A 19,756-nucleotide genomic window follows, 5' to 3' on the forward strand; every position below is an offset into this window, starting at 1 on the left:
GCGGCATTGTCCGATTGGTGGCCAATGTCGCTGTTTTGGTCATATTCCGCCTGAGTGGCTTCCCTGCGTATCCGCGAGAAGCCCCGATGAGGCGGGCTTCTCTTGGTATGGAAACTAATAACAATTAATTGTGCGGACCGGTGCTCGACTGCCCGGCGGTGAGAGGAGTTGTACTCGCGACATGATCATTCTTGTTGGGTCGAAGATCGATCAGGCCAGTATCCAGGCTTCGCTCGGTAAACCGGAATACAGTTATTTCTTCCTCATGAAGGATTTTCTCCCGGCGCTTGAGCAGTTCGGTAGTGTGCGTATCGTCAATAGCACCGACCAGGTCGAGGCACTGTGTGCGGAGCATCGCACAACGGGCGAGCCGGTGGTGTTCTTCAGTTTCAGTCCACCCCATCAAGTCCCGCTAGGGTTGAGTTGTCCCACTGTCGCGGTTTTTGCCTGGGAGTTCGACAGCCTCCCGTCTATTGCTTGGGATGAAAATTCGCAGAACGACTGGCGCCATGCCTTTGCCAGGCTGCAGGGTGTCATATGTACCAGCCAGGAAACCGCCAGGTTGGTCGAACAGGTTACGACCAACGGCCTCCCGGTTGCCGCTTTACCGGCGCCTATCTGGAATCGTTACGCCGATCTCGGGTCGGCAAACGGTTTACCTGTCGATCTTGGCAGTCGCCAGTTTCTTTTCCGTGGGACGGCCATCGACAGCCCCGTCCTGGGGTTGTCGGCGGACGGTCTGGTGCGTAAGCCAGAAGCGGTCGTGGAGGCCAAGCCACAGCCAGTGGAGGTGCCGCCCGGGCGCCTGGCCGAGGCCTGGCAACTGAGTAAGGCCTTGTTGCAGGGGTGGTGGCAGGAGGTGCGTCTGCCTGTAGGCTCCGCCGCCGATGCTTCGCTAACCACCGATGCTGCGCTCACCGTCAGCGTGCCCCAACCGGCGCCGGGCGAGGAGCCGGCGAGCGACCTGTCATTACAGTCGATTGAGGTGAGGGGGCTGGTCTATGTAACCGTGCTGAATCCGGCCGACAGCCGCAAGAATTGGGTCGAGCTGATTACTGCATTCTGCTGGGCCTTCAAGGAGAGCGAAGATGCCACGCTGATCGTGAAGATGACCCATCACGATCTCGAGTACTACCGCATCGTGCTGATGACCCTGTTATCGAGGTTGGCTCCGTTCCGCTGCCGCGTGCTCGTGCTGCATGGCTTTCTCGAGGATGACCAGTATCGCGCACTGATTCGTGCCTCGACCTATTACGTAAACGCCTCTTCGGGTGAAGGCTTGTGCCTCCCTCTCATGGAGTTTCTCTGCGCGGGCAAGCCGGCCATCGCGCCGGTTCACACCGCGATGGCCGATTATATCGACGATCAATTGGCATTTCCCTTGAAGTGTTCGCTGGAACCATTCTGTTGGCCCCATGACCCCACAGGCATTTTCACGACCCATCGTCATCGATTGAACTGGCAGTCGCTGGTCGAGGCGTATAGGGCCAGCTATGGGGTCGCCAAGTCTGTTCCCGATCACTATCGCGCTATGTCGCGGCAGGCCTTTTCGCGAATGCAGACGTTCGCCTCGGTCGATGTGGTGGCAGCGCCACTGGGTGCACTCCTCGAGAGCGTCATGCGAGAGCGCGAGCAGCCAGCTGTGCTATCGCTGCATGGGAGCATGGCGCCATGAAATTCTTGATCTACTCCGAGGTCACCGCCGAGCGCATAGCCAACAGCATGGGCCTGCCGGAGTACAGCTATTACTTCGTGCTGCGCGACTTTTTGCCCGTGCTCGAAGAGTTGGGCCAGGTGATAGTCGTCGAACGCCCCGAGTTGGAGGTCGATCGTCTCTACGATGAGGGCCGCGCCTTGGGTGAGCGATGCCTTTTCCTCTCGTTCTCTCCTCCACATAAGACGTTCCTGGGACTGCGCTGTCCAACCCTGCCGGTATTCGCCTGGGAGTTCGACAGTATTCCCAACGAGCACTGGCTGGATGAAGTCCAGCAGGATTGGCGTCATGTATTAAGTGCTTGCGGCAGCGGTATCACTCACTCGCAGATGGTTGTCGACGCCGTGCGCCGGGAGTTGGGGGCACAGTTTCCCATCGTTTCGATCCCGTCCCCGGTATGGGATAAGTTCACCGCCTTACGAGAGCGCCGTGGTGAGTTACCGCTGACGGCACCGATTAGGCTCCAGGTCCGCTCGGGCGTAGTGGTCGATAGTCATGACCCCAGCCTTAGCCCCTATATCTTTGGCGAGAATGCCGCGGCCAGGGTGGTTCAGGCGATTCGTGAGCATGAGAGCGCCTTGGCTCGACAGCCGTCAGGCCCGAATGCAGCAGCGGTACCGCAGATTCGACAGCAGTCCCGCTACCTCGTCACCCGCCGCTATCTGGGAGAGTGGTACCTGAAGGTGCTGTGCCCACTGTTGCCTTTCCTGCCAAAGGGGCGAGGCAAAGACGGATCGCAGGTCGAACTGGTGGGGGAGGACCAGGGTAAGCAGTTGGAGCCGCGCAATACTGTGGAGCCACCACGCCCGCCAGTGGCGGGGATGACTCCGAAGATGCCGGAGTGGCTGCCGGTAGCGTCCACTCTGGAGCTCTCGGGGGTGATCTTTACTGCGTTATTCAACCCCTACGACGGGCGCAAGAACTGGGCGGATATGCTGACTGCATTTTGCTCCGCGTTTCGCGATACCTCCGATGCCACCTTGGTATTCAAGCTGGGCCACCGTGAATACCAATCCGCCATGCACGACATGCTGATCTGGATGGCGCGCATGCCCAAATTCAAGTGCCGGGTGGTCCTGCTCCATGGATATCTGGAGGGCAGCGAGTTCGATAATCTGGTTCGGGCGAGTGCTTTCGCGGTCAATGCCTCACACGGCGAGGGCCAGTGTTTGCCCTTGATGGAATTCCTCTCCTGCGGCAAGCCAGCGATTGCGCCCCGTCATTCGGCCATGATCGACTACATCGACGAGAGCGTAGCCTTCGTGGTCGACAGTTGGCTGGACGCTACCGCTTGGTCCCACGATCCGCGCCTGGCGTACCGGACGCAGCGGCACCAGATCAATTGGGAGTCCCTGCGGGATGCCTACCTGGCTGCATATCGCTGCGCCAAGGAAGAACCCGAGCGCTATAGGCAACTTGCCCACAATGCCATTGAGCGCATGCAGCATCACTGTTCCCGTGAAGCCGCATCGCAGACGCTGTCTGCCTTTCTTCGGCTCGACCAGAAGGCCTATGCATGATGCGAATGTTTGATTGGTGGCGTCGGCTGACTGGTTTGGGTGCGACGCGCGGCGTTACGTCTCCCGTACCGACTGCGGCGTCCGACTATGTGGACTCCCGCGATTGTGGTTTGGTGGACGCAGTGCAGAGTGGCTGGTTCCTGAACTCCAGTGATGAGCTGTTTTCCGGTTTTGCCATCGGCCCGCAGGACGTGGTGTTGGATGTGGGATGCGGAGCGGGCGGGGCGACTTTATTTAGCGCCAACCGAGGGGCGCACGTGGTGTTCACTGACGTGGTGCCGGAAAAAATCGAGGCGTTACGGCAGAGACTAGTGGACAGCCCGGCCCGGGCCGTCGAAGGTCTGGTATCCGATAGCAGTCCACTTCCGCTGGCGGACGGCTATGCGACCCGGGTGATTGCCCTGGAAATGCTTGAGCATGTGGTTGATCCGGCGGCCGTACTGCGCGAGCTGCTTCGAGTGGGGCGCCCCGGTGCGTTGTATCTGCTGGCGGTGCCTGACCCGGTGGGCGAACGCATTCAGCAGGACTGCGCTCCCTCGCACTATTTCGAGCCGCCGAACCATATCCATATTTTTGAGCGAGATGCCTTCGCCCAGGTGGTCGCAGATGCTGGGTTAGTCATCGAGCGGCGTTCGTCCTATGGATTCTACTGGAGCATTTGGATGCTGATTTACTGGGCGCAGCTTCGCGCATCCGGCGAGCAGCTCGCCGGCGAAACCCATGATGTGGTGCATCCGCCCTATTCGCCGCTGCTCGACGATTGGGCCAGTCTCTGGCATCGCCTCATCCAGATACCCGAATTCAGCTCGGTCAAGCAGCATCTGGATCGCCTGATGCCGAAGAGTCAGGTCATCGTTGCGCGCAAACCTGATTGATCGGCGCTATCAAGGCCATCAGTCTCCTCACAGGAATCCAGACATGCTGAACCGGCTCAAACGCCTGTTATCCGCCACTCCCGCCCTCCTGCTTGCGCCAGAGCCGGTGCCACGGGTGCCTGCGCCCGTCGAGGCCGAGCAGATCGATATCGGTCTGGTGGATATCCACCTTAGTGGCTGGCTGCAGAACGAAACGGGAGAGCTGGTCAGAGGTTTTGCCATTGGCCCCGAAGATTCTGTGCTGGATATCGGCTGTGGCGAGGGCGGCTACGCCCTCTTCAGCGCCCGGCAAGGTGCGGAAATGATTCTCGCCGATGTCGATGCCGAGAAGCTCGAAACGGCCCGCCAGCGCTTGCAGGCGGAAACGGCGCGCAGTGTGCAGACGCTGGTAACGGACGCCAATCCAATTCCGTTGCCCGATGCGAGGGTCAGCAAGGTCGTCGCCATGGAGGTGCTGGAGCATGTCGACGATCCGGCGCAATTCATGGCGGAGCTAGTACGGGTCGCCAAGCCGGGGGCGCAGTTTCTATTGAGCGTTCCCGACGAAGTCATCGAAGGCGTGCAGCAGCACATAGCGCCGTCCGTCTACTTCGAGAAGCCCAACCATATTCGGATCTTCAAGCGGGGTGAGCTGAAGCAGCTGGCGGTCGAGGCAGGTCTAGTCGTCGAGCACAGCATGCAGTATGGCTTCTACCACTCGGTCTGGTGGTCGCTGTATTGGGCCTGTGAGAATCAACCGCTGACGCCGCCCTGGCATCCCTTGCTGGAGAACTGGTCGGAAACCTGGTCGAAGCTGCTGTCTCTGCCGGCGGGGCCGCGAATCAAGGCGGCGTTGGACGCGGTGATGCCCAAGAGCCAAGTTGTCGTCGCGCGCAAGCCTTGAGCCAAGCGATTAGGATGAACAATAGAATCGAAGATATCGAGTTGCTACGCGGTATTGCCGTGCTGTTTGTCGTGATACATCACGCCAATGCCAATCTGATCAGTTGGACAACTCCGGCATTGGCGCGCTTCTACGGTCATTTCGGTGGCTGGGTGGGCGTCGATTTGTTCTTCGCCATATCGGGTTATGTCATTGCGCGAGATCTTGTTCCGCGTCTACAAGGTCAACGGGACTCCGGTGCCATGCTGCGAATTACCTTGTCGTTCTGGATACGGCGGGTATGGCGGCTGCTGCCTTCGGCATGGTTGTGGCTCGTAGTAACGTTGATCGCGACTCTGGCGTTCAACTCATCTGGAGTCTTTGGCACGCTGCAAGCTAATCTTGCCGCCACATTGGCTGCCGTTTTGCAGGTTGCGAATGTGCGGTTCGCCCAGGCATTTATGCAATGGGAGTATGGGGCCAGTTTTGTCTACTGGAGCCTCTCCCTGGAAGAGCAGTTTTATCTGCTGTTTCCCCTCCTGATCGTGCTCAGTCGTCGTCTATTGCCCTACGCGCTGGGAGCACTGGTGTTGTTGCAGTTTTTTTCTATGCGGACACCGCTGCTCATGATGTTCCGCACAGATGCTTTGGCGTTGGGAATATTGATAGCCCTGTGGACCGGACACCCCTCCTACCAATGGTTCAGACCATCCTCTCTGATCCGTGGCTGGCGCGGACCGGTCTTCCTGCTTGCCGCACTAGTTGGTCTCGGCGCCCTCGGCGCCGATCAATACCAGATGCTATCCGTTCGCATCGGCTTGATCGCTGCGCTGTCTGCGGCACTGGTCTGGGGAGCCTCCTGTGATGGTGGCTGGCTCTGGCCCGATGGTGCTTTCAAACGGCTCATGATCTGGTTGGGGACGCGTTCATATGCCATCTACCTGATACATGTCCCGGCCTTTTTCGTTACTCGTGAGTTTTGGTTCCGCCTGTATCCGGAGCAGCAGGGTTTTGGCGACGAATTTTTTTATCCCTTCGTGATGGGCGCAGCGGTGCTGATTGTCGGACTCAGCGAACTCAACTACCGGCTGATCGAGTGTCCATTACGCGAGCGCGGCAAGCGAATTGCGCAGCGCTTGCTGCACAAGCAAGAGCTTTGCGGCCGCATGGACCTCCCGCTAAAAAGTCACTAGCAGAAACTAACCGCCAATCATGCAGCAAGGGTGACCTTCGTCATGCAATTCATTTCCTACGCGCAGAATTTCGAAGATGTGATGTTGTGGCGTGCTCTAAAGCTATTTGGGCCGGGCTTCTACTTAGATGTAGGGGCCAACCACCCAAGCCAGGACTCAGTTACCCGCTCGTTGTACGAGCGCGGTTGGCGCGGCATCAATATCGAGCCGGTGCAGCACTACCATGCGGCGCTATGTCGGGAGCGCCCGGAGGACGTGAATTTGTGCCTGGCAGTCGGTGACCGGGAGGAGGAGCTGGAGTTCTTCGAGTCGCCCGATACCGGACTGTCGACGTTGAGCCCGGAGATGGCGGCGCTGCAGACGGCTTCGGGTATTCCTTTCCTTCAGCGCAAGGTACGAACGAAACGGCTTGCCGATATCTGTGCAGAGCACGTGCCGGCGGAGGCCTCGCTGCATTTCCTAAAAATTGATGTGGAAGGTTTCGAGCGTCAGGTCCTGCAGGGCATGAATTTTCAGCGATGGCGGCCGTGGATCATTTTGATCGAATCCGCCTTCGACAAGACGCCCGAGTGGGAGGAGCTGATTCTGCAGGCGGGCTATGAATCGTCACTGTGCGATGGGATCAATCGCTACTACGTCGCGGCAGAGCGGAGCGAACTGCTGGTGCCGTTGGCGTTGCCGCCGAACATTCTCGATGAGTTCCAGCTCTGTCGAGGACACCGGCTGAGTCACCCGGCAGTGGATTCCCATGCCTCGAGCAGTTCGCTGCACGGCGAACTGCTCGAGGCCCAGCGTCGGGCCCGCTTGGCGGAATCGCAGCTGGCTGCGATCTATGGCAGCCGGTTGTGGCGCGTCGTGCGTCTGCTTGATTGGCTCCGCAGCGGCATGAGGCGACTCGGTCTCTCTAACTGAGTAGGTTGGCAGTGCACAGTCACACCGGGTGGTAATGGGGCCTCATGGGCGGCAACAAGGAGAGAGTTTCAGTGGGTAAATTGCTCGTTACTGGCTTAGGAGGCTTTGTCGGTGGTCACCTGCAGTCGCGGTTAGCCAGCCAAGATGGGGGCGATTGGCAACTCATCCCCGAGCGGCCCCATGACCTTACCGACGCGGCGACGCTGGATGCTTGGATGGCGGAGGAGTGCCCGGACGCGGTCATCCACCTGGCGGGGCAAACCTTTGTGCCTGAGGCCTTCCGTGCCCCCGAACGCACCTTGCAAGTCAACCTGTTGGGGACGCTCAATCTGCTACAGGCGCTTAAGCGCAGGGGCTTCGAGGGCACGTTCCTCTACGTCAGTTCGGGCGACGTATATGGCCAGGTCGACGAAGACGCGCTACCGATCATCGAGACGCGAGTGCCACAGCCGCGCAACCCTTACGCCGTTAGTAAAGTTTCCGCCGAACTGCTGTGTCAGCAGTGGAGCTATTCCGAGCCTTGGCGCATCATTGTGGTACGCCCGTTCAATCATGTCGGTGCGGGGCAGAGCGAGTCGTTTGTGATCTCCGGCGTGGCTCGGCAGTTGGCGCGAGTTCGCCTTGGGCTGCAGGCCCCTCGACTGGAGGTGGGTGATATCGATGTGAGCCGCGACTTTCTGGATGTGCAGGATGTCATCGAGGCTTATCTGCGGCTGTTGAAATACGGACGGAATGGTGAGGTTTACAACGTCTGTTCGGGGCAAGAGCGTCGGGTTAGAGACCTGATCATGGAAATGATCGAGGAAGCGGGAGTCGAGGTGGAGTTGGTGCAGGATCCTGCCCGCCTGCGGCGGGCCGAGCAGCGTCGCGTTGTCGGTAGCGCTGACAAGCTGAGAAGAGAGACTGGGTGGAAACCTGGCATAAATTTCAAGGAAACCCTGCGCAGAGTGCTCTCTGACTGGGACGCAAGAGAGCGATAAGAATGAATAAGAGTGCATTGATTACGGGGCTCACCGGCCAGGACGGCGCCTATCTTGCAAAACTGCTGCTGGACAAGGGATATCAGGTTCATGGTCTGGTGGCCCGACGCAGCAGCGATACACGCTGGCGCTTGCGCGAGCTGGGCATCGAGTCAGACATCGCCTATCTGGATGGCGATCTGGCGGATGCCAGTTCGGTGCAGCGCGCCATGCTCAAGGCACGCCCGGATGAGGTGTACAACCTGGGCGCGCAGAGTTTCGTCGGCAGCTCCTGGGACCAACCAATCACCACGGGCATCGTCGACGGCCTGGGCGTGACCCATGTGCTTGAGGCGATTCGCCAGTTCAGCCCGCATACCCGTTTCTACCAGGCTTCGACCAGCGAGATGTTCGGCCTGATCCAAGCCGAGCGGCAGGACGAGAATACCCCGTTTTATCCACGCAGCCCCTATGGTGTGGCCAAGCTCTATGGTCACTGGATCACCGTGAACTACCGAGAAAGCTTCGGTCTGCATGCGTCCAGCGGCATCCTGTTCAATCATGAATCGCCACTGCGTGGCATCGAATTCGTCACCCGCAAGGTCACCGATGCGGTGGCGCGGATCAAACTGGGCAAGCAGCGGGAGCTGCGTCTGGGGAATATCGACGCCAAGCGCGACTGGGGCTTTGCCGGCGACTATGTCGAGGCGATGTGGCTGATGCTGCAACAGGACCAGGCCGATGACTATGTGGTGGCCACGGGTGTAACCACTACTGTGCGGGAAATGTGCCGGATCGCCTTCGCTCATGTGGCCCTGGATTACCAAGAGCATGTGGTGATTGACCCGGCCTTCTTCCGTCCCGCGGAGGTGGAGGTGTTGCTGGGCAACCCGGGCAAGGCCGAACGGGTCCTGGGTTGGGCACCGAAGACCAGCCTGGAGTCCCTGATCCAGATGATGGTGGAAGCCGACCTCAAGCGCGTGTCCAAGGAGTGAGCCCATGCTAGTGCCCGTGATCCTCTCCGGCGGCGCCGGAACCCGACTGTGGCCCGTATCCCGTGAAGGGCAGCCCAAGCCTTTCATGTTGCTGCCGGATGGCGAATCGCTGCTGATGAAGACCTATCGGCGCGCCGCGGAGCTGGTGGTCAAGGGAGGGGAGATTGTCACGGTGACCAACCGGGACTACTACTTCCAGAGCAAGGATCACTTCTTCGCTGCTAAGTTGCCGCAGCAGCATGCGCACTTCATCCTCGAGCCGATGGGCCGCAACACCGCGCCCGCCATAGTGGCAGCGGCGCTGGTACTGCGTGAGCGGCACGGCGATGATGTGACGATGCTGGTAATGCCCGCCGACCATCTGATCAAAGGCACCGAGGCCTTGGCTGCGGCAGTCGAGCAGGCCGCCGCGCTTGCCGCGGATGGCTATCTGGTGACCTTCGGTGTTCGCCCTACGGCGGCGGAAATCGGCTTTGGTTATATCGAGGCGGGCGCCCAGTTGGATCCGTTTGGTGCAGCCGAGGTCGAGCGTTTCGTCGAGAAACCCGATCAGCAGACCGCAGAACACTACCTGGCCAGCGGCAAATTCCTGTGGAACTCAGGCATGTTTTGCTTCACCGCTGGCACCTTGCTGCGGGAGTTGGAGCAGCATGCACCGCAGCTGCTCCAACTGGCGACGGTGTGCGTTGCGGCCAGTCCGGCCCAGGAGTTGGGAGCAATGCTGCAGCAGGAGCTCAATAGCGAGCACTTTGCCGCGCTGCCGGATGTGTCGATCGATTACGCCTTGATGGAGTATTCGGCGAAGGTCGCGGTGGTGCCGGCCGCTTTCGAGTGGAGCGACATCGGTTCCTGGGGCGCGCTGAGTAGCCTGGTCGAGGCCGATGCGCAGAACAACCGTGCCGCGGGCAACGCGATCTTCGTCGACAGCCGCAACACTTTCGTGCAGAGCGAGGGGCGGCTGGTGGCCGCGGTCGGCGTCGAGGACCTGATTGTGGTCGATACGGCCGACGCGATCCTGGTGGCTCATGCAGATCGCGCTCAGGATGTCCGGCAGGTGGTGAAGCGCCTGAAGGACAACAATCACGATGCCTATCGCCTGCACCGCACCGTGAGCCGTCCGTGGGGGACTTACACCGTTCTGGAGGAAGGTCCTCGGTTCAAGATTAAGCGCATTATGGTCAAGCCCGGCGCCGCTCTCTCGCTACAGATGCACCATCATCGCAGCGAGCACTGGGTGGTGGTGCAGGGCATGGCGCGGGTGATCAATGGGGGCGAGCCGCGGCTGGTCAGTGCCAACGAGTCCACCTTCATACCGGCGGGACACCGGCATCGTTTGGAAAATCCTGGAGTCATTGACCTGGTTATGATCGAGGTGCAGAGCGGTGAATACCTCGGAGAAGACGATATCGTCCGTTTCGAGGATCAGTACGGCAGGAGCAATTGATGGCGATCGGCATGGCGCACGCGGTCTGGAACTACCGCGGATTCGTTCTTGGCAGCGTTAAGCGGGAATTCCAGACCCGTTACCGCAATTCTTTGCTCGGCGCTGCCTGGACGATTCTCAACCCGCTGTCGATGATAATTGTCTACACGGTGATCTTCTCGCAATTGATGAAGGCCCGGCTGCCCGGTGTGGACAACAGTCTGGCCTATGGTATCTACCTGTGTGCCGGGATTCTTGCCTGGGGCTTTTTCGCCGAGGTGATCGGACGTAGCCAGTCGGTTTTTCTCGAACATGCCAACCTGATCAAGAAGCTGAGTTTTCCGCGCATCTGCCTGCCGCTGATCGTGGTGCTCAATGCCGGCGTGAATTTCGCGATTATCTTCGCACTGTTTCTCGGCTTTCTGCTGGTGATGCAGAACTTTCCCGGTTGGGTGGTATTGGGGGTGATCCCGGTGCTGGTCATTCAGATCGCATTCTCGATCGGCTTGGGCATCATCCTTGGGGTGCTCAACGTGTTCTTCCGTGATGTCGGGCAATTTGTCGGCATCTTTCTGCAGTTTTGGTTCTGGTTCACGCCCATCGTCTATCCGTTGTCGATTCTCCCCGAAGGGATTCAGCCGCTGCTCGGTGGCAACCCGATGGCACCGCTGATCGCCGCGTACCAGGGCATTTTCGTGTATGGGCACTGGCCGGACTGGTCGGCGCTCTGGCCGACCGCCGTACTAGCGGCGGTGCTCTGCCTGATGGGCATGCGCCTGTTCCGCAAGCGCTCCGGCGAAATGGTGGATGAACTCTGATGGGCAGTATTCAGGTTACGCAACTGGGCAAGGCCTACAAGCAGTACCCCACGCGCTGGGCGCGCCTGGCCGAGTGGCTGATCCCCTTTTCGCCGCTGCGCCATCAGTTGACCTGGGTGCTACGTGACATCTCCTTTCGCGTCATGCCTGGCGAGGCACTGGGCATCATCGGGGTCAATGGCGCGGGCAAGAGCACGCTGCTGAAGATGATCACCGGCACTACTCAGCCGAACGCCGGGCAGATCCAGATTCAGGGTCGGGTCGCCGCCCTGCTGGAGCTGGGGATGGGCTTTCACCCGGACTTCAGCGGCCGCCAGAATGTCTTCATGGCGGGCCAGCTGTTGGGGCTGAGCATGGAGGAGCTGCACGCGCTGATGCCTGAGATCGAGGCCTTTGCCGAGATCGGCGACTATATCGACCATCCGGTGCGTACGTATTCCAGCGGGATGCAGATGCGCCTGGCCTTCAGCGTGGCGACGGCACGGCGCCCGGATGTGCTGATCGTCGACGAGGCGCTAGCGGTTGGCGACGCCTATTTCCAGCACAAGAGCTTCGATCGCATCCGCGAATTCCGCAAGGCCGGCACCACCTTGCTGATCGTCTCGCATGACCGACAGGCGATTCAGTCCCTCTGCGACCGCGCCATTCTGTTGGTTAACGGTCGCCTGGCGCTGGAGGGTGCGCCGGAAGAGGTGATGGATTTCTACAGCGCCATGCTGGCCGAGCGCGAGCAGCAGACGGTGCGGCAGGAGCGCCTGGCGAATGGCAAGGTGCGCACTATTTCTGGAACGGGCGAGGCCGGCTTTGCCGATATCGCACTGCTCAATGCACAGGGGCAACGAGTCGAAGTCATCGAGGTGGGTAGCCAGGTCACCCTTGAGGTAACGGTCGACGTTAAGGTCGATATCCCGCGCCTGGTTCTCGGTTTCATGATCAAGGATCGCATGGGCCAACCCATATACGGCATCAATACCCACCGTCTGGGGCAGGCCCTAGAGTCGGTGAGGGCCGGTGAGCGCATCGTTTATCGCTTCAGCTTCCCCGCGGCGCTGGGCAAGGGAAACTATTCGATTGCGTTGTCGTTGTCGCGATTCGACTCCCATCTGGACACCAATTACGAATGGCGAGATTTCGCCCTGGTATTCCACGTCATCAACGTCAAACAGCCAGATTTCGTCGGCTGTACCTGGCTGGATTCACGCACGGCGATCGAGCGAATGACGCCCGTTGCTGAGCTCATGGAATAACAGGAACCTGACGGCAGACCATGCGTTTTCTTATCGAATGTACCTATGTGTTCGAGCACCCGCAGGACAACTCCGGTATTCAACGGGTCGTGCGCAACATCATCAAGCAGTTGGACGAGCTGCCGGGCGGAGTCGAATGCGTGCCGGTGATGATGAATGGTGGGCAGCTATATCGCGTGTTGAGCCTGGCGCCGCTGAAGGCAGCCAAGGGTGCGCCGCTGCGCCAAGGCTGGATCATTCAATTGGATCACGCGCGAAACCGTTATTGGTGGTGGCACTCACGCCTGGAGCGCCTATGGCCGTTCCGCTCTTCTACGATGGCGCGGCGCCTGCTGTACTGGCCGTGCAAGCTGGCGAGCGCGGCGATTGTCCTGCCGCTACGCGGCCTGTTGTGGCTCAATCGCAATGCGCAGCCGGCTCCGCAGAGAGCCGTGCCGTTGCAGGTACGTGACGACGATCAGTTGCTGCTGCTCGACTCTTCCTGGCACGCCGATTTCTTTGAGCTGGCGGAGCGCCTCAAACAACAAGGCGTGGGCATTGTTTCGGTCATCTATGACCTGATCCCGTTGACCCATCCGCAGTTTTGCGATGACGGCTTGGTGAGGGTTTTCGATCAGTGGTTCGACTGGATCGCCAGGACTGCCGATGGCTTCATGGCGATCTCCAAGACCATCAGCGAGCAGGTCGAGCGTGAGCTGCACAAGCGCTTAGAGCCCGACCAGGCTGCCCGTCGTTGGCATGGCCATTTCCACCTGGGCTCCGAACTGGACCTGAATCGTGCCGGTGCGCCACTTCATTCGCAGCTACGGCGGGTCTTCGCTCAAGGCGAGCCGGTCTACCTGATGGTTAGCACCATTGAGCCACGCAAGAACCATGACTACCTGCTCGACGCCTTCGAGCGACTCTGGGCGCAGGGCTCGAGGGTGCGGCTGTGCATCATCGGCAAGGTTGGCTGGAAATGTCAGGCGCTGATCGAGCGGATTAACCGGCATCCGATGAAGGACCAGCGCCTGTTCATGTTTAACGAAGTCAACGACAAGAGCTTGGAGTTTTCTTATTCAAATGCCAGGGCGCTGGTCTTTCCTTCCTATGTCGAGGGTTTTGGCTTGCCGCTGGTCGAGGCTATGCAACGTGGCTTGCCGGCCATGGCCAGCGATATTCCGGTATTCCGCGAGATTGGCGGCGAGTTCATGGCGTACTTCGATGTAACCGACCCGCAATCGCTGGTCGAGTTGATCCTGGCGTTCGAGGCGTCGGGGCGCTTTCCCGCGTTGCGGCCGCTCGCCGACTGGCAATGGATCGACTGGCACGAGGCGGCTCGGCAGTTGATTGGCGGGACGCTGAGCGGTATTGAGCTGACCGGGAGGGCGCCTGCGGCGGTGATGCATGCGGATCGCCCTTAACGCCCGGATACTGCAGGCGCCACGTACCGGTATCGGTCAGTATCTGTCCGAGCTGATCGGCGCCCTGCACGACGAGTCGCAGCTCGAGCTGGAGTTGTTCCATGGTTGGGGCTGGAGCCGTCAGCTGCCGCCAGCGGCGCTGCCCGGCTACAGCCAGTGGGCGACGCTGGCCAAGCAGGTTCCGGGGGCGTATCGGATTCGCCGCTGGCTCGACCAGCGCCGTTTCGACCGAGGTGCTGGCCGGCGTGGGGTGCAGCTGTATCATGAACCCAGCCTATGGCCTCTGGATTTCGCCGGGCCTATGGTGATGACTCTGCACGACCTGACCCACCTGCACTACCCGGAGACGCAGCCGCGTGACCGCCTGGCGGAGATCGAGCGCCGCGTCGGGCTGGCGGTCGAGCGGGCGCAGTGCATTCTCACGGATTCGCAGTTCGTGGCGGATGAGATCAGCCGGCACTATGGCGTGGGGGGCAGTCGGCTGCAAGTCGCTCCCCTAGGCTATGCCCAGCGGTTCCACCCGCGCGAGGCTGAGTGGCTCGATGTCCGGCTGGCACCTCTCGGGCTCTCGCCTGGCGGTTATCTGCTGTGCGTGGGCACGCTGGAGCCGCGCAAGAATCTATCCCAGGCACTGCGTGCCTATGCGCGGTTGCCTGAGGCCGTGCGCGTGCGCTTCCCATTGTTGATCGTCGGTATGGCCGGTTGGCGTAGCGAAAGCTTTGCCGCCGAGTTGCAGCTGGCCTTGGCCACGGGGCAGGTGCGCGTGCTCGGTTATCAGAGCGACGAGGCCCTGGCCGAGTTGCTGGCCGGCGCGCGTTTGCTGCTGTTTCCCTCGCTGTACGAAGGTTTCGGCCTACCGGTTTTGGAGGCGATGGCCAGCGGCGTGCCGGTGGTGTTGTCGGCACGGGCGGCGTTGCCCGAGGTGGCGGGGACTGCCGGCACCTATGTCGAGCCGGGAGATGACCAGGGTTGGTGCGAGGCGATTCTCAGGCTGATCGACGATCAAGCCGAGTGGCTGGCGTGTCGGGCACAGGGCTTACAGCAGGCACAACGCTTTTCCTGGAAACGCTGTGCGCGTATCACGGCTGCCGTTTACCGGCAGACGTTGGAGCATTGAATGCGGGTTCTGCACTTCTTCAAGACCTATATGCCGGAGTCCGTGGGCGGCATCGAGCAGGTGATATACCAGATCTGCCAGAGCGGCATTCCTCATGGCATCGAGAGCCAGGTGTTGACGCTCAGTGCAGATCCGCAGCCGCGCGAGTTGATGGTGGCGGACCACCGGGTGCATCGAGCCCAGTTGGATCTGCAGTTAGCGTCCACCGGCTTTTCCTATAGCGTGCTGGGGCGTCTGAAGGCATTGGCCGCCGAGGTGGACCTGGTCAATTACCATTTTCCCTGGCCATTCATGGATATCCTGCACTTCCTCGCCCGGATCAAGAAGCCGACGGTAGTCACCTACCACTCGGACATCGTCCGTCAGCAGAACCTGCTGAAGCTCTACCGGCCTCTGATGCACCGCTTCCTGCGCAGCGCCGACCATATCGTCGCCGCTTCACCCAACTACCTCGAAACCAGCAAGGTGTTGTCGTGCTACCGGGACAAGACCTCGGTCATACCCTATGGCCTGGACAAGGCCGCCTATCCGGTGCCTTCCTCGGAGCGGCTTCGGCAGTGGCAGCAGTGCTTTGGTTCGCGTTTTTTCCTGTTCGTCGGAGTGATGCGCTACTACAAAGGGCTGCACATTTTGCTCGAGGCGGTACAGGGCACCGCCTATCCGGTGGTCATCGTCGGCGCTGGTCCGCTGGAACTGGAGCTACGAGCTCAGGCCCAGGCCCTGGGGTTGCATCACGTGCATTTTGTCGGGCGTCTAGGAGAGGAGGACAAGGTCGCCCTCCTGACACTCTGCTCGGCCATCGTGTTTCCTTCTCACCTGCGTTCCGAGGCATTCGGCATCTCCCTGCTAGAGGGGGCGATGTACGGCAAGCCAATGATCTCCAGCGAGATAGGTACCGGCACCAGCTACATCAACGTGCACGGCCAGACCGGATTGGTCGTGCCGCGGAGCAATCCCCCGGCCTTCCGCGAAGCCATGCGCACGCTGTGGGACAACCCGGCGCAGGCGACGTGGATGGGTCAGCAGGCAGCACGGCGCTACGAACAATTGTTCACGGCCGAGCGTATGGGGCTGCAGACAGCAGCCCTCTACCGTGAGCTGCTGGTGCGCAAGACTATGGCAGGTTGAAAGCCGGTTGATCGGCTCGTTGTTCGTAACGCGCTCAGCGCCAGAACGGCTTCTCCAGTTCGCGTCGACGGTCGGCTGGAGTGATGCCGCTGTCCATCAGCAGGCGCTCATCGAGCGCGGCCAGCTGGCGGCGGGTACGGGCGTTGCGCAGCCAGAGGGCCAGGGTGGCGTGCAGTCGGCCGAGCGGCTGGGTGTGGCTGGGCTGAAGGGGCAATGTGCTGGTGCTGAGGGTGCGCTCCATGACAGTCGACCTTCCCGCCTCGGGCGGGTGTGAGGTATGGGACACCATGTTCGCGCCCCCTGTGAACAGTTGGCAGCTACAGCGAGGTCAAATTGTATTGGTGCAGTCTTCGGTAATTTGGAACTGTTCTGCTGTTCGGTCGGATAACTGTTCCACAGCCGTGCGGATGGCCCGCCACAAATGACGAGCCCCGCCGACGCGGTGCGTGGGCGGGGCTCGTCTGCAGAGCGGGTCGACGCAGGCCGTGGCGCTTAACGCCAGAACGGCTTGCGCAGCTCGGCGAAACGCTGGCTCTCGCTGATGCCGGCATCGGCCAGCAGGCGGGCATCCAGGCGCGCCAGCTGGCGGCGGCTGACGATGCGGCGCTGCCACAGCAACAGGGTGGCGGCGATGCGCAGCGGCAGGGAACTGGTGGCAGGGGCAGCGCTGTGTTCGAAGAACAGGTCGGAACTGAGGGTGCGTTCCATGGTGACATCCTTCCGCTTGTGGCGGGTCTAGAGAGTGTTTTGCCTGGTGCCTATATTCCGCTTTTGCCAAGGGATTCTGTAGTCACAGCTATTGGTAATTACGGGCCTATTAGATAGTTTGCTTTGTAACTGTTATGCCTGTTTTCGTAAAAATTGTACCGCACAACAGTTGGCTATCGCGTATTTACCAGAAGTCCTGGTTGATTGACCTGTATCTATCGAATTTTTCAGTGACTGCCTGCCGGTACAGTTGCAAATTGATTGCTCGATGCCATTGACTCCGTGTTCAGAAAATATTCGCGCCTGTCGGGTGGTTTGGGGTTATCTGTACTGGCTTGGGCGGCTCTTCCGGCAATGAAAAAGGCTATGTCCCAACGATGTGTTGCAAGAACTAATCTGAAAGGCAGGCATCCGCTCGGGAGGTCTGCCCATCATGGACACTCAAGCCTTTCACCACTGGCTGGCTCAACTAGGCCAGCTCAGCCCCCAGCAGAAATCCACGCTTCATCAAGCCCTGCAGAGCCCGCCCACAACAGCGGTGCTTGATGACCTGCCGGCGCTGCAGAGTTGCCCGCATTGCCAGGCCGCTGCGAGATACCTCGCGCCCTGGGGGTGGTCGCGTGGTCTGCGTCGCTATCGCTGCCGTAGCTGCCGACGGACGTGTACCGCGTTGTCGGCAACCGGCCTTGCCCGCCTGCACTACCCCGAGCGCTGGAAAGACTATGCCCAGGCACTGATTAATGGGCTGAGCGTGCGCAAGGCTGCCAAGGCGTGCGGCATCAGTAAGAACACCGCGTTTCTCTGGAGGCACCGTTTCCTGGCGGCAGCCGCCGAGCATCACGCCACCCATGAGAGCGGGATTGTCGAAGTGGATGAAACGTTCTTTCTGGAGTCATTCAAAGGTCAGCGACGCTTACCGCGGCCGCCGCGTAAACGGGGCGGGGTCAGCGTGACCCGCGGCACGGGGAAAGATCAAATCCCGGTGATGGTGGTGCGCGACCGGGAGGGCCATACCGCCGACTTCAAGTTGGCCAAGCTCGATGCCCATCATGTCCGCGAGGCGCTGATGCCGCTGATCGACCAGGAGTCCGTGCTGTGCACTGACGGAGCGGCGGTCTATGCCAGTTTCGCCCGGGTGCAGGGCATCACCCATCAGGTCGTGCATGCTCGCCCCGGCCAGCGCGTACGCCAGGGCGCCTTCCATCTCCAGAACGTCAATGCCTACCACAGTCGACTGAAGAACTGGATGACCCGCTTTCATGGCGTGGCCACCCGCTACCTCCCGAACTATCTGGGCTGGCGCCGTATGCTGGAGCGCTATCAGCACGGCATTCGGCCGGTTCACTGCATCCAGGAGGCGGTAGGACGAACCATGCAACACGCTATTGGGACATAGCCATGAAAAAGCCCGGCACGGGGCCGGGCTTTTTCAGCGAGGGTGAGGTCAGTCGACGGCCTTGACCATGTCCTCGATGACCTTCTTGGCGTCGCCGAACACCATCATGGTCTTGTCCATGTAGAACAGCTCGTTGTCCAGGCCGGCGTAGCCGCTGGCCATCGAGCGCTTGTTGACGATGATGGTCTTGGCCTTGAAGGCCTCGAGGATCGGCATGCCGGCGATCGGCGACTTCGGATCGTTCTTCGCCGCCGGGTTGACCACGTCGTTGGCGCCGAGCACCAGCACCACGTCGGTCTGGCCGAACTCGGAGTTGATGTCTTCCATCTCGAACACCTGCTCGTAGGGCACCTCGGCCTCGGCCAGCAGCACGTTCATGTGCCCCGGCATGCGCCCGGCCACCGGATGGATGGCGTACTTCACGGTGACGCCGCGATGGGTCAGCTTCTCGGCCAGCTCCATCAGCGCGTGCTGGGCGCGGGCCACCGCCAGGCCGTAGCCGGGCACGATGACCACGCTGTCGGCGTTGGTCAGCAGGAAGGCGGCGTCGTCGGAAGAGCCGGACTTCACCGGGCGCTGCTCCTGGCTGCCGGCCGCCGGACCGGCATCGGTATCGCCGCCGAAACCGCCGAGGATGACGTTGAAGAACGAGCGGTTCATCGCCTTGCACATGATGTAGGAGAGGATCGCGCCGGAGGAGCCGACCAGCGAACCGGCGATGATCAGCATCGAGTTGTTCAGCGAGAAGCCGATACCGGCCGCGGCCCAGCCCGAGTAGCTGTTGAGCATGGACACCACCACCGGCATGTCGGCGCCGCCGATCGGGATGATGATCAGCACGCCGATGACGAAGGCCAGGGCCACCAGCAGGGCGAAGGCGCTGAGGTTGCCGGTGAAGGTGAACACCAGGCCGAGGCCGATGATCGCCAGGCCCACCGCCAGGTTGAGCAGGTGCTGGCCGGCGAACTGTACCGGTGCGCCCTGGAACAGGCGGAACTTGTACTTGCCCGACAGCTTGCCGAAGGCGATCACCGAGCCGGAGAAGGTGATGGCACCGATGGCCGCGCCGAGGAACAGCTCCAGGCGGTTGCCGGAGGGGATGGCCTCGCCCAGGGTCGCGACGATGCCCAGCGACTGCGGCTCCACGACTGCGGCGATGGCGATGAACACCGCGGCCAGACCGATCATGCTGTGCATGAAGGCGACCAGCTCGGGCATCTTGGTCATCTCGACGCGCTTGGCCATGACGGTGCCGACGCTGCCGCCGACCAGCAGGCCGACGATCACGTAGCCGATGCCGGCGGTGGCCATCTCGGCCCCCAGCTTGTAGATCAGGCCGACCGTGGTGACGATGGCGATGGCCATGCCGACCATGCCGAACAGGTTGCCGCGGCGCGAGCTGGTCGGGTGCGACAGGCCCTTGAGCGCCTGGATAAAGCAGACGGACGCCACCAGATAGAGAAGAGTGATCAGGTTCATGCTCATG

Annotated in this window: 18 protein-coding genes; 15 read left to right on the forward strand and 3 right to left on the reverse strand. The window is 60.8% G+C overall.

All coding sequences use genetic code 11. The features are described from left to right. Positions 1-181: 181 nt before the first annotated feature. From ACSX1C_RS16255 to ACSX1C_RS16320, 14 genes are all read left to right on the forward strand, one after another. Positions 182-1,675, forward strand: coding sequence for a glycosyltransferase (locus tag ACSX1C_RS16255; protein WP_439886997.1), 1,494 nt, complete (start codon positions 182-184; stop codon positions 1,673-1,675). Then, on the forward strand, positions 1,672-3,234 hold the full coding sequence (locus tag ACSX1C_RS16260; RefSeq protein WP_439886998.1) for a glycosyltransferase: 1,563 nt from the start codon (positions 1,672-1,674) through the stop codon (positions 3,232-3,234). The genes ACSX1C_RS16255 and ACSX1C_RS16260 overlap by 4 nt, the downstream gene beginning before the upstream one ends. After that, positions 3,234-4,109 (forward strand): class I SAM-dependent methyltransferase, encoded by an 876-nt coding sequence (locus ACSX1C_RS16265; protein WP_439889433.1) that lies wholly within the window; start codon positions 3,234-3,236, stop codon positions 4,107-4,109. The genes ACSX1C_RS16260 and ACSX1C_RS16265 overlap by 1 nt, the downstream gene beginning before the upstream one ends. Positions 4,110-4,152: 43 nt before the next feature. Continuing rightward, positions 4,153-4,992 (forward strand): class I SAM-dependent methyltransferase, encoded by an 840-nt coding sequence (locus ACSX1C_RS16270; protein ID WP_439886999.1) that lies wholly within the window; start codon positions 4,153-4,155, stop codon positions 4,990-4,992. Positions 4,993-5,006: 14 nt separating this feature from the next. Continuing rightward, complete coding sequence (locus ACSX1C_RS16275; RefSeq protein WP_439887000.1) at positions 5,007-6,164, forward strand: acyltransferase family protein; 1,158 nt, start codon at positions 5,007-5,009, stop codon at positions 6,162-6,164. Positions 6,165-6,206: 42 nt separating this feature from the next. After that, positions 6,207-7,076 carry an FkbM family methyltransferase gene (locus tag ACSX1C_RS16280; RefSeq protein ID WP_439887001.1) on the forward strand — a complete coding sequence of 290 codons (870 nt, stop codon included), beginning with the start codon at positions 6,207-6,209 and terminating at the stop codon, positions 7,074-7,076. A gap of 71 nt (positions 7,077-7,147) precedes the next feature. Next, positions 7,148-8,056, forward strand: coding sequence for a GDP-mannose 4,6-dehydratase (locus ACSX1C_RS16285; protein ID WP_439887002.1), 909 nt, complete (start codon positions 7,148-7,150; stop codon positions 8,054-8,056). Between the two features lie 2 nt (positions 8,057-8,058). Then, positions 8,059-9,030 carry a GDP-mannose 4,6-dehydratase gene (locus ACSX1C_RS16290; protein ID WP_439887003.1) on the forward strand — a complete coding sequence of 324 codons (972 nt, stop codon included), beginning with the start codon at positions 8,059-8,061 and terminating at the stop codon, positions 9,028-9,030. 4 nt (positions 9,031-9,034) lie between these two features. Continuing rightward, positions 9,035-10,474, forward strand: coding sequence for a mannose-1-phosphate guanylyltransferase/mannose-6-phosphate isomerase (locus ACSX1C_RS16295; RefSeq protein ID WP_439887004.1), 1,440 nt, complete (start codon positions 9,035-9,037; stop codon positions 10,472-10,474). Then, the gene (locus ACSX1C_RS16300) at positions 10,474-11,271 is read left to right on the forward strand and encodes an ABC transporter permease (RefSeq protein ID WP_439887005.1); all 798 of its coding nucleotides are present in this window, start codon (positions 10,474-10,476) and stop codon (positions 11,269-11,271) included. Before ACSX1C_RS16295 ends, ACSX1C_RS16300 begins: the two co-directional genes overlap by 1 nt. Beyond that, positions 11,271-12,518, forward strand: coding sequence for an ABC transporter ATP-binding protein (locus tag ACSX1C_RS16305; RefSeq protein ID WP_439887006.1), 1,248 nt, complete (start codon positions 11,271-11,273; stop codon positions 12,516-12,518). Before ACSX1C_RS16300 ends, ACSX1C_RS16305 begins: the two co-directional genes overlap by 1 nt. Positions 12,519-12,538: 20 nt before the next feature. Continuing rightward, positions 12,539-13,921 (forward strand): glycosyltransferase family 4 protein, encoded by a 1,383-nt coding sequence (locus ACSX1C_RS16310; protein WP_439887007.1) that lies wholly within the window; start codon positions 12,539-12,541, stop codon positions 13,919-13,921. After that, a complete protein-coding gene (locus ACSX1C_RS16315) occupies positions 13,905-15,038 on the forward strand; it encodes a glycosyltransferase family 4 protein (protein ID WP_439887008.1) in 1,134 nt (377 codons plus the stop codon). The genes ACSX1C_RS16310 and ACSX1C_RS16315 overlap by 17 nt, the downstream gene beginning before the upstream one ends. Further along, the gene (locus ACSX1C_RS16320; protein WP_439887009.1) at positions 15,039-16,166 is read left to right on the forward strand and encodes a glycosyltransferase family 4 protein; all 1,128 of its coding nucleotides are present in this window, start codon (positions 15,039-15,041) and stop codon (positions 16,164-16,166) included. 34 nt (positions 16,167-16,200) lie between these two features. On the opposite strand, the gene ACSX1C_RS16325 is transcribed toward ACSX1C_RS16320, so the two are convergent. Both ACSX1C_RS16325 and ACSX1C_RS16330 read right to left on the reverse strand, forming a co-directional pair. After that, the gene (locus ACSX1C_RS16325) at positions 16,201-16,407 is read right to left on the reverse strand and encodes a DUF1127 domain-containing protein (protein ID WP_439887010.1); all 207 of its coding nucleotides are present in this window, start codon (positions 16,405-16,407) and stop codon (positions 16,201-16,203) included. 251 nt (positions 16,408-16,658) lie between these two features. Then, entirely contained in the window at positions 16,659-16,874 is a 216-nt protein-coding gene (locus tag ACSX1C_RS16330; RefSeq protein WP_439887011.1) for a DUF1127 domain-containing protein, read from the reverse strand. Positions 16,875-17,307: 433 nt separating this feature from the next. On the opposite strand from ACSX1C_RS16330, the gene ACSX1C_RS16335 reads away from it, so the two are divergent. Then, a complete protein-coding gene (locus ACSX1C_RS16335; protein ID WP_439887012.1) occupies positions 17,308-18,270 on the forward strand; it encodes an IS1595 family transposase in 963 nt (320 codons plus the stop codon). A gap of 48 nt (positions 18,271-18,318) precedes the next feature. Here the strand turns inward: ACSX1C_RS16335 and ACSX1C_RS16340 are convergent, their stop codons facing one another. Continuing rightward, positions 18,319-19,755, reverse strand: a complete 1,437-nt coding sequence (locus ACSX1C_RS16340; protein ID WP_439887013.1) for an NAD(P)(+) transhydrogenase (Re/Si-specific) subunit beta — start codon at positions 19,753-19,755, stop codon at positions 18,319-18,321. Between the last annotated feature and the right edge of the window lies 1 nt (position 19,756).

The sequence above is a fragment of the Pseudomonas sp. MBLB4123 genome (genome assembly GCF_051904775.1).
Classification (GTDB): domain Bacteria; phylum Pseudomonadota; class Gammaproteobacteria; order Pseudomonadales; family Pseudomonadaceae; genus Aquipseudomonas; species Aquipseudomonas benzenivorans_B.

Excerpts from the sequence above, each read along its gene's own strand:
- ACSX1C_RS16275 (WP_439887000.1), top strand. The coding sequence starts at position 5,007 with ATGAACAATAGAATCGAAGATATCGAGTTGCTACGCGGTATTGCCGTG.
- ACSX1C_RS16265 (WP_439889433.1), top strand. The coding sequence starts at position 3,234 with ATGCGAATGTTTGATTGGTGGCGTCGGCTGACTGGTTTGGGTGCGACG.
- ACSX1C_RS16280 (WP_439887001.1), top strand. The coding sequence starts at position 6,207 with ATGCAATTCATTTCCTACGCGCAGAATTTCGAAGATGTGATGTTGTGG.
- ACSX1C_RS16335 (WP_439887012.1), top strand. The coding sequence starts at position 17,308 with ATGGACACTCAAGCCTTTCACCACTGGCTGGCTCAACTAGGCCAGCTC.
- ACSX1C_RS16315 (WP_439887008.1), top strand. The coding sequence starts at position 13,905 with ATGCGGATCGCCCTTAACGCCCGGATACTGCAGGCGCCACGTACCGGT.
- ACSX1C_RS16300 (WP_439887005.1), top strand. The coding sequence starts at position 10,474 with ATGGCGATCGGCATGGCGCACGCGGTCTGGAACTACCGCGGATTCGTT.
- ACSX1C_RS16290 (WP_439887003.1), top strand. The coding sequence starts at position 8,059 with ATGAATAAGAGTGCATTGATTACGGGGCTCACCGGCCAGGACGGCGCC.
- ACSX1C_RS16310 (WP_439887007.1), top strand. The coding sequence starts at position 12,539 with ATGCGTTTTCTTATCGAATGTACCTATGTGTTCGAGCACCCGCAGGAC.
- ACSX1C_RS16295 (WP_439887004.1), top strand. The coding sequence starts at position 9,035 with ATGCTAGTGCCCGTGATCCTCTCCGGCGGCGCCGGAACCCGACTGTGG.
- ACSX1C_RS16330 (WP_439887011.1), bottom strand. The coding sequence starts at position 16,874 with ATGGAACGCACCCTCAGTTCCGACCTGTTCTTCGAACACAGCGCTGCC.
- ACSX1C_RS16260 (WP_439886998.1), top strand. The coding sequence starts at position 1,672 with ATGAAATTCTTGATCTACTCCGAGGTCACCGCCGAGCGCATAGCCAAC.
- ACSX1C_RS16325 (WP_439887010.1), bottom strand. The coding sequence starts at position 16,407 with ATGGAGCGCACCCTCAGCACCAGCACATTGCCCCTTCAGCCCAGCCAC.
- ACSX1C_RS16320 (WP_439887009.1), top strand. The coding sequence starts at position 15,039 with ATGCGGGTTCTGCACTTCTTCAAGACCTATATGCCGGAGTCCGTGGGC.
- ACSX1C_RS16340 (WP_439887013.1), bottom strand. The coding sequence starts at position 19,755 with ATGAGCATGAACCTGATCACTCTTCTCTATCTGGTGGCGTCCGTCTGC.
- ACSX1C_RS16270 (WP_439886999.1), top strand. The coding sequence starts at position 4,153 with ATGCTGAACCGGCTCAAACGCCTGTTATCCGCCACTCCCGCCCTCCTG.
- ACSX1C_RS16255 (WP_439886997.1), top strand. The coding sequence starts at position 182 with ATGATCATTCTTGTTGGGTCGAAGATCGATCAGGCCAGTATCCAGGCT.
- ACSX1C_RS16305 (WP_439887006.1), top strand. The coding sequence starts at position 11,271 with ATGGGCAGTATTCAGGTTACGCAACTGGGCAAGGCCTACAAGCAGTAC.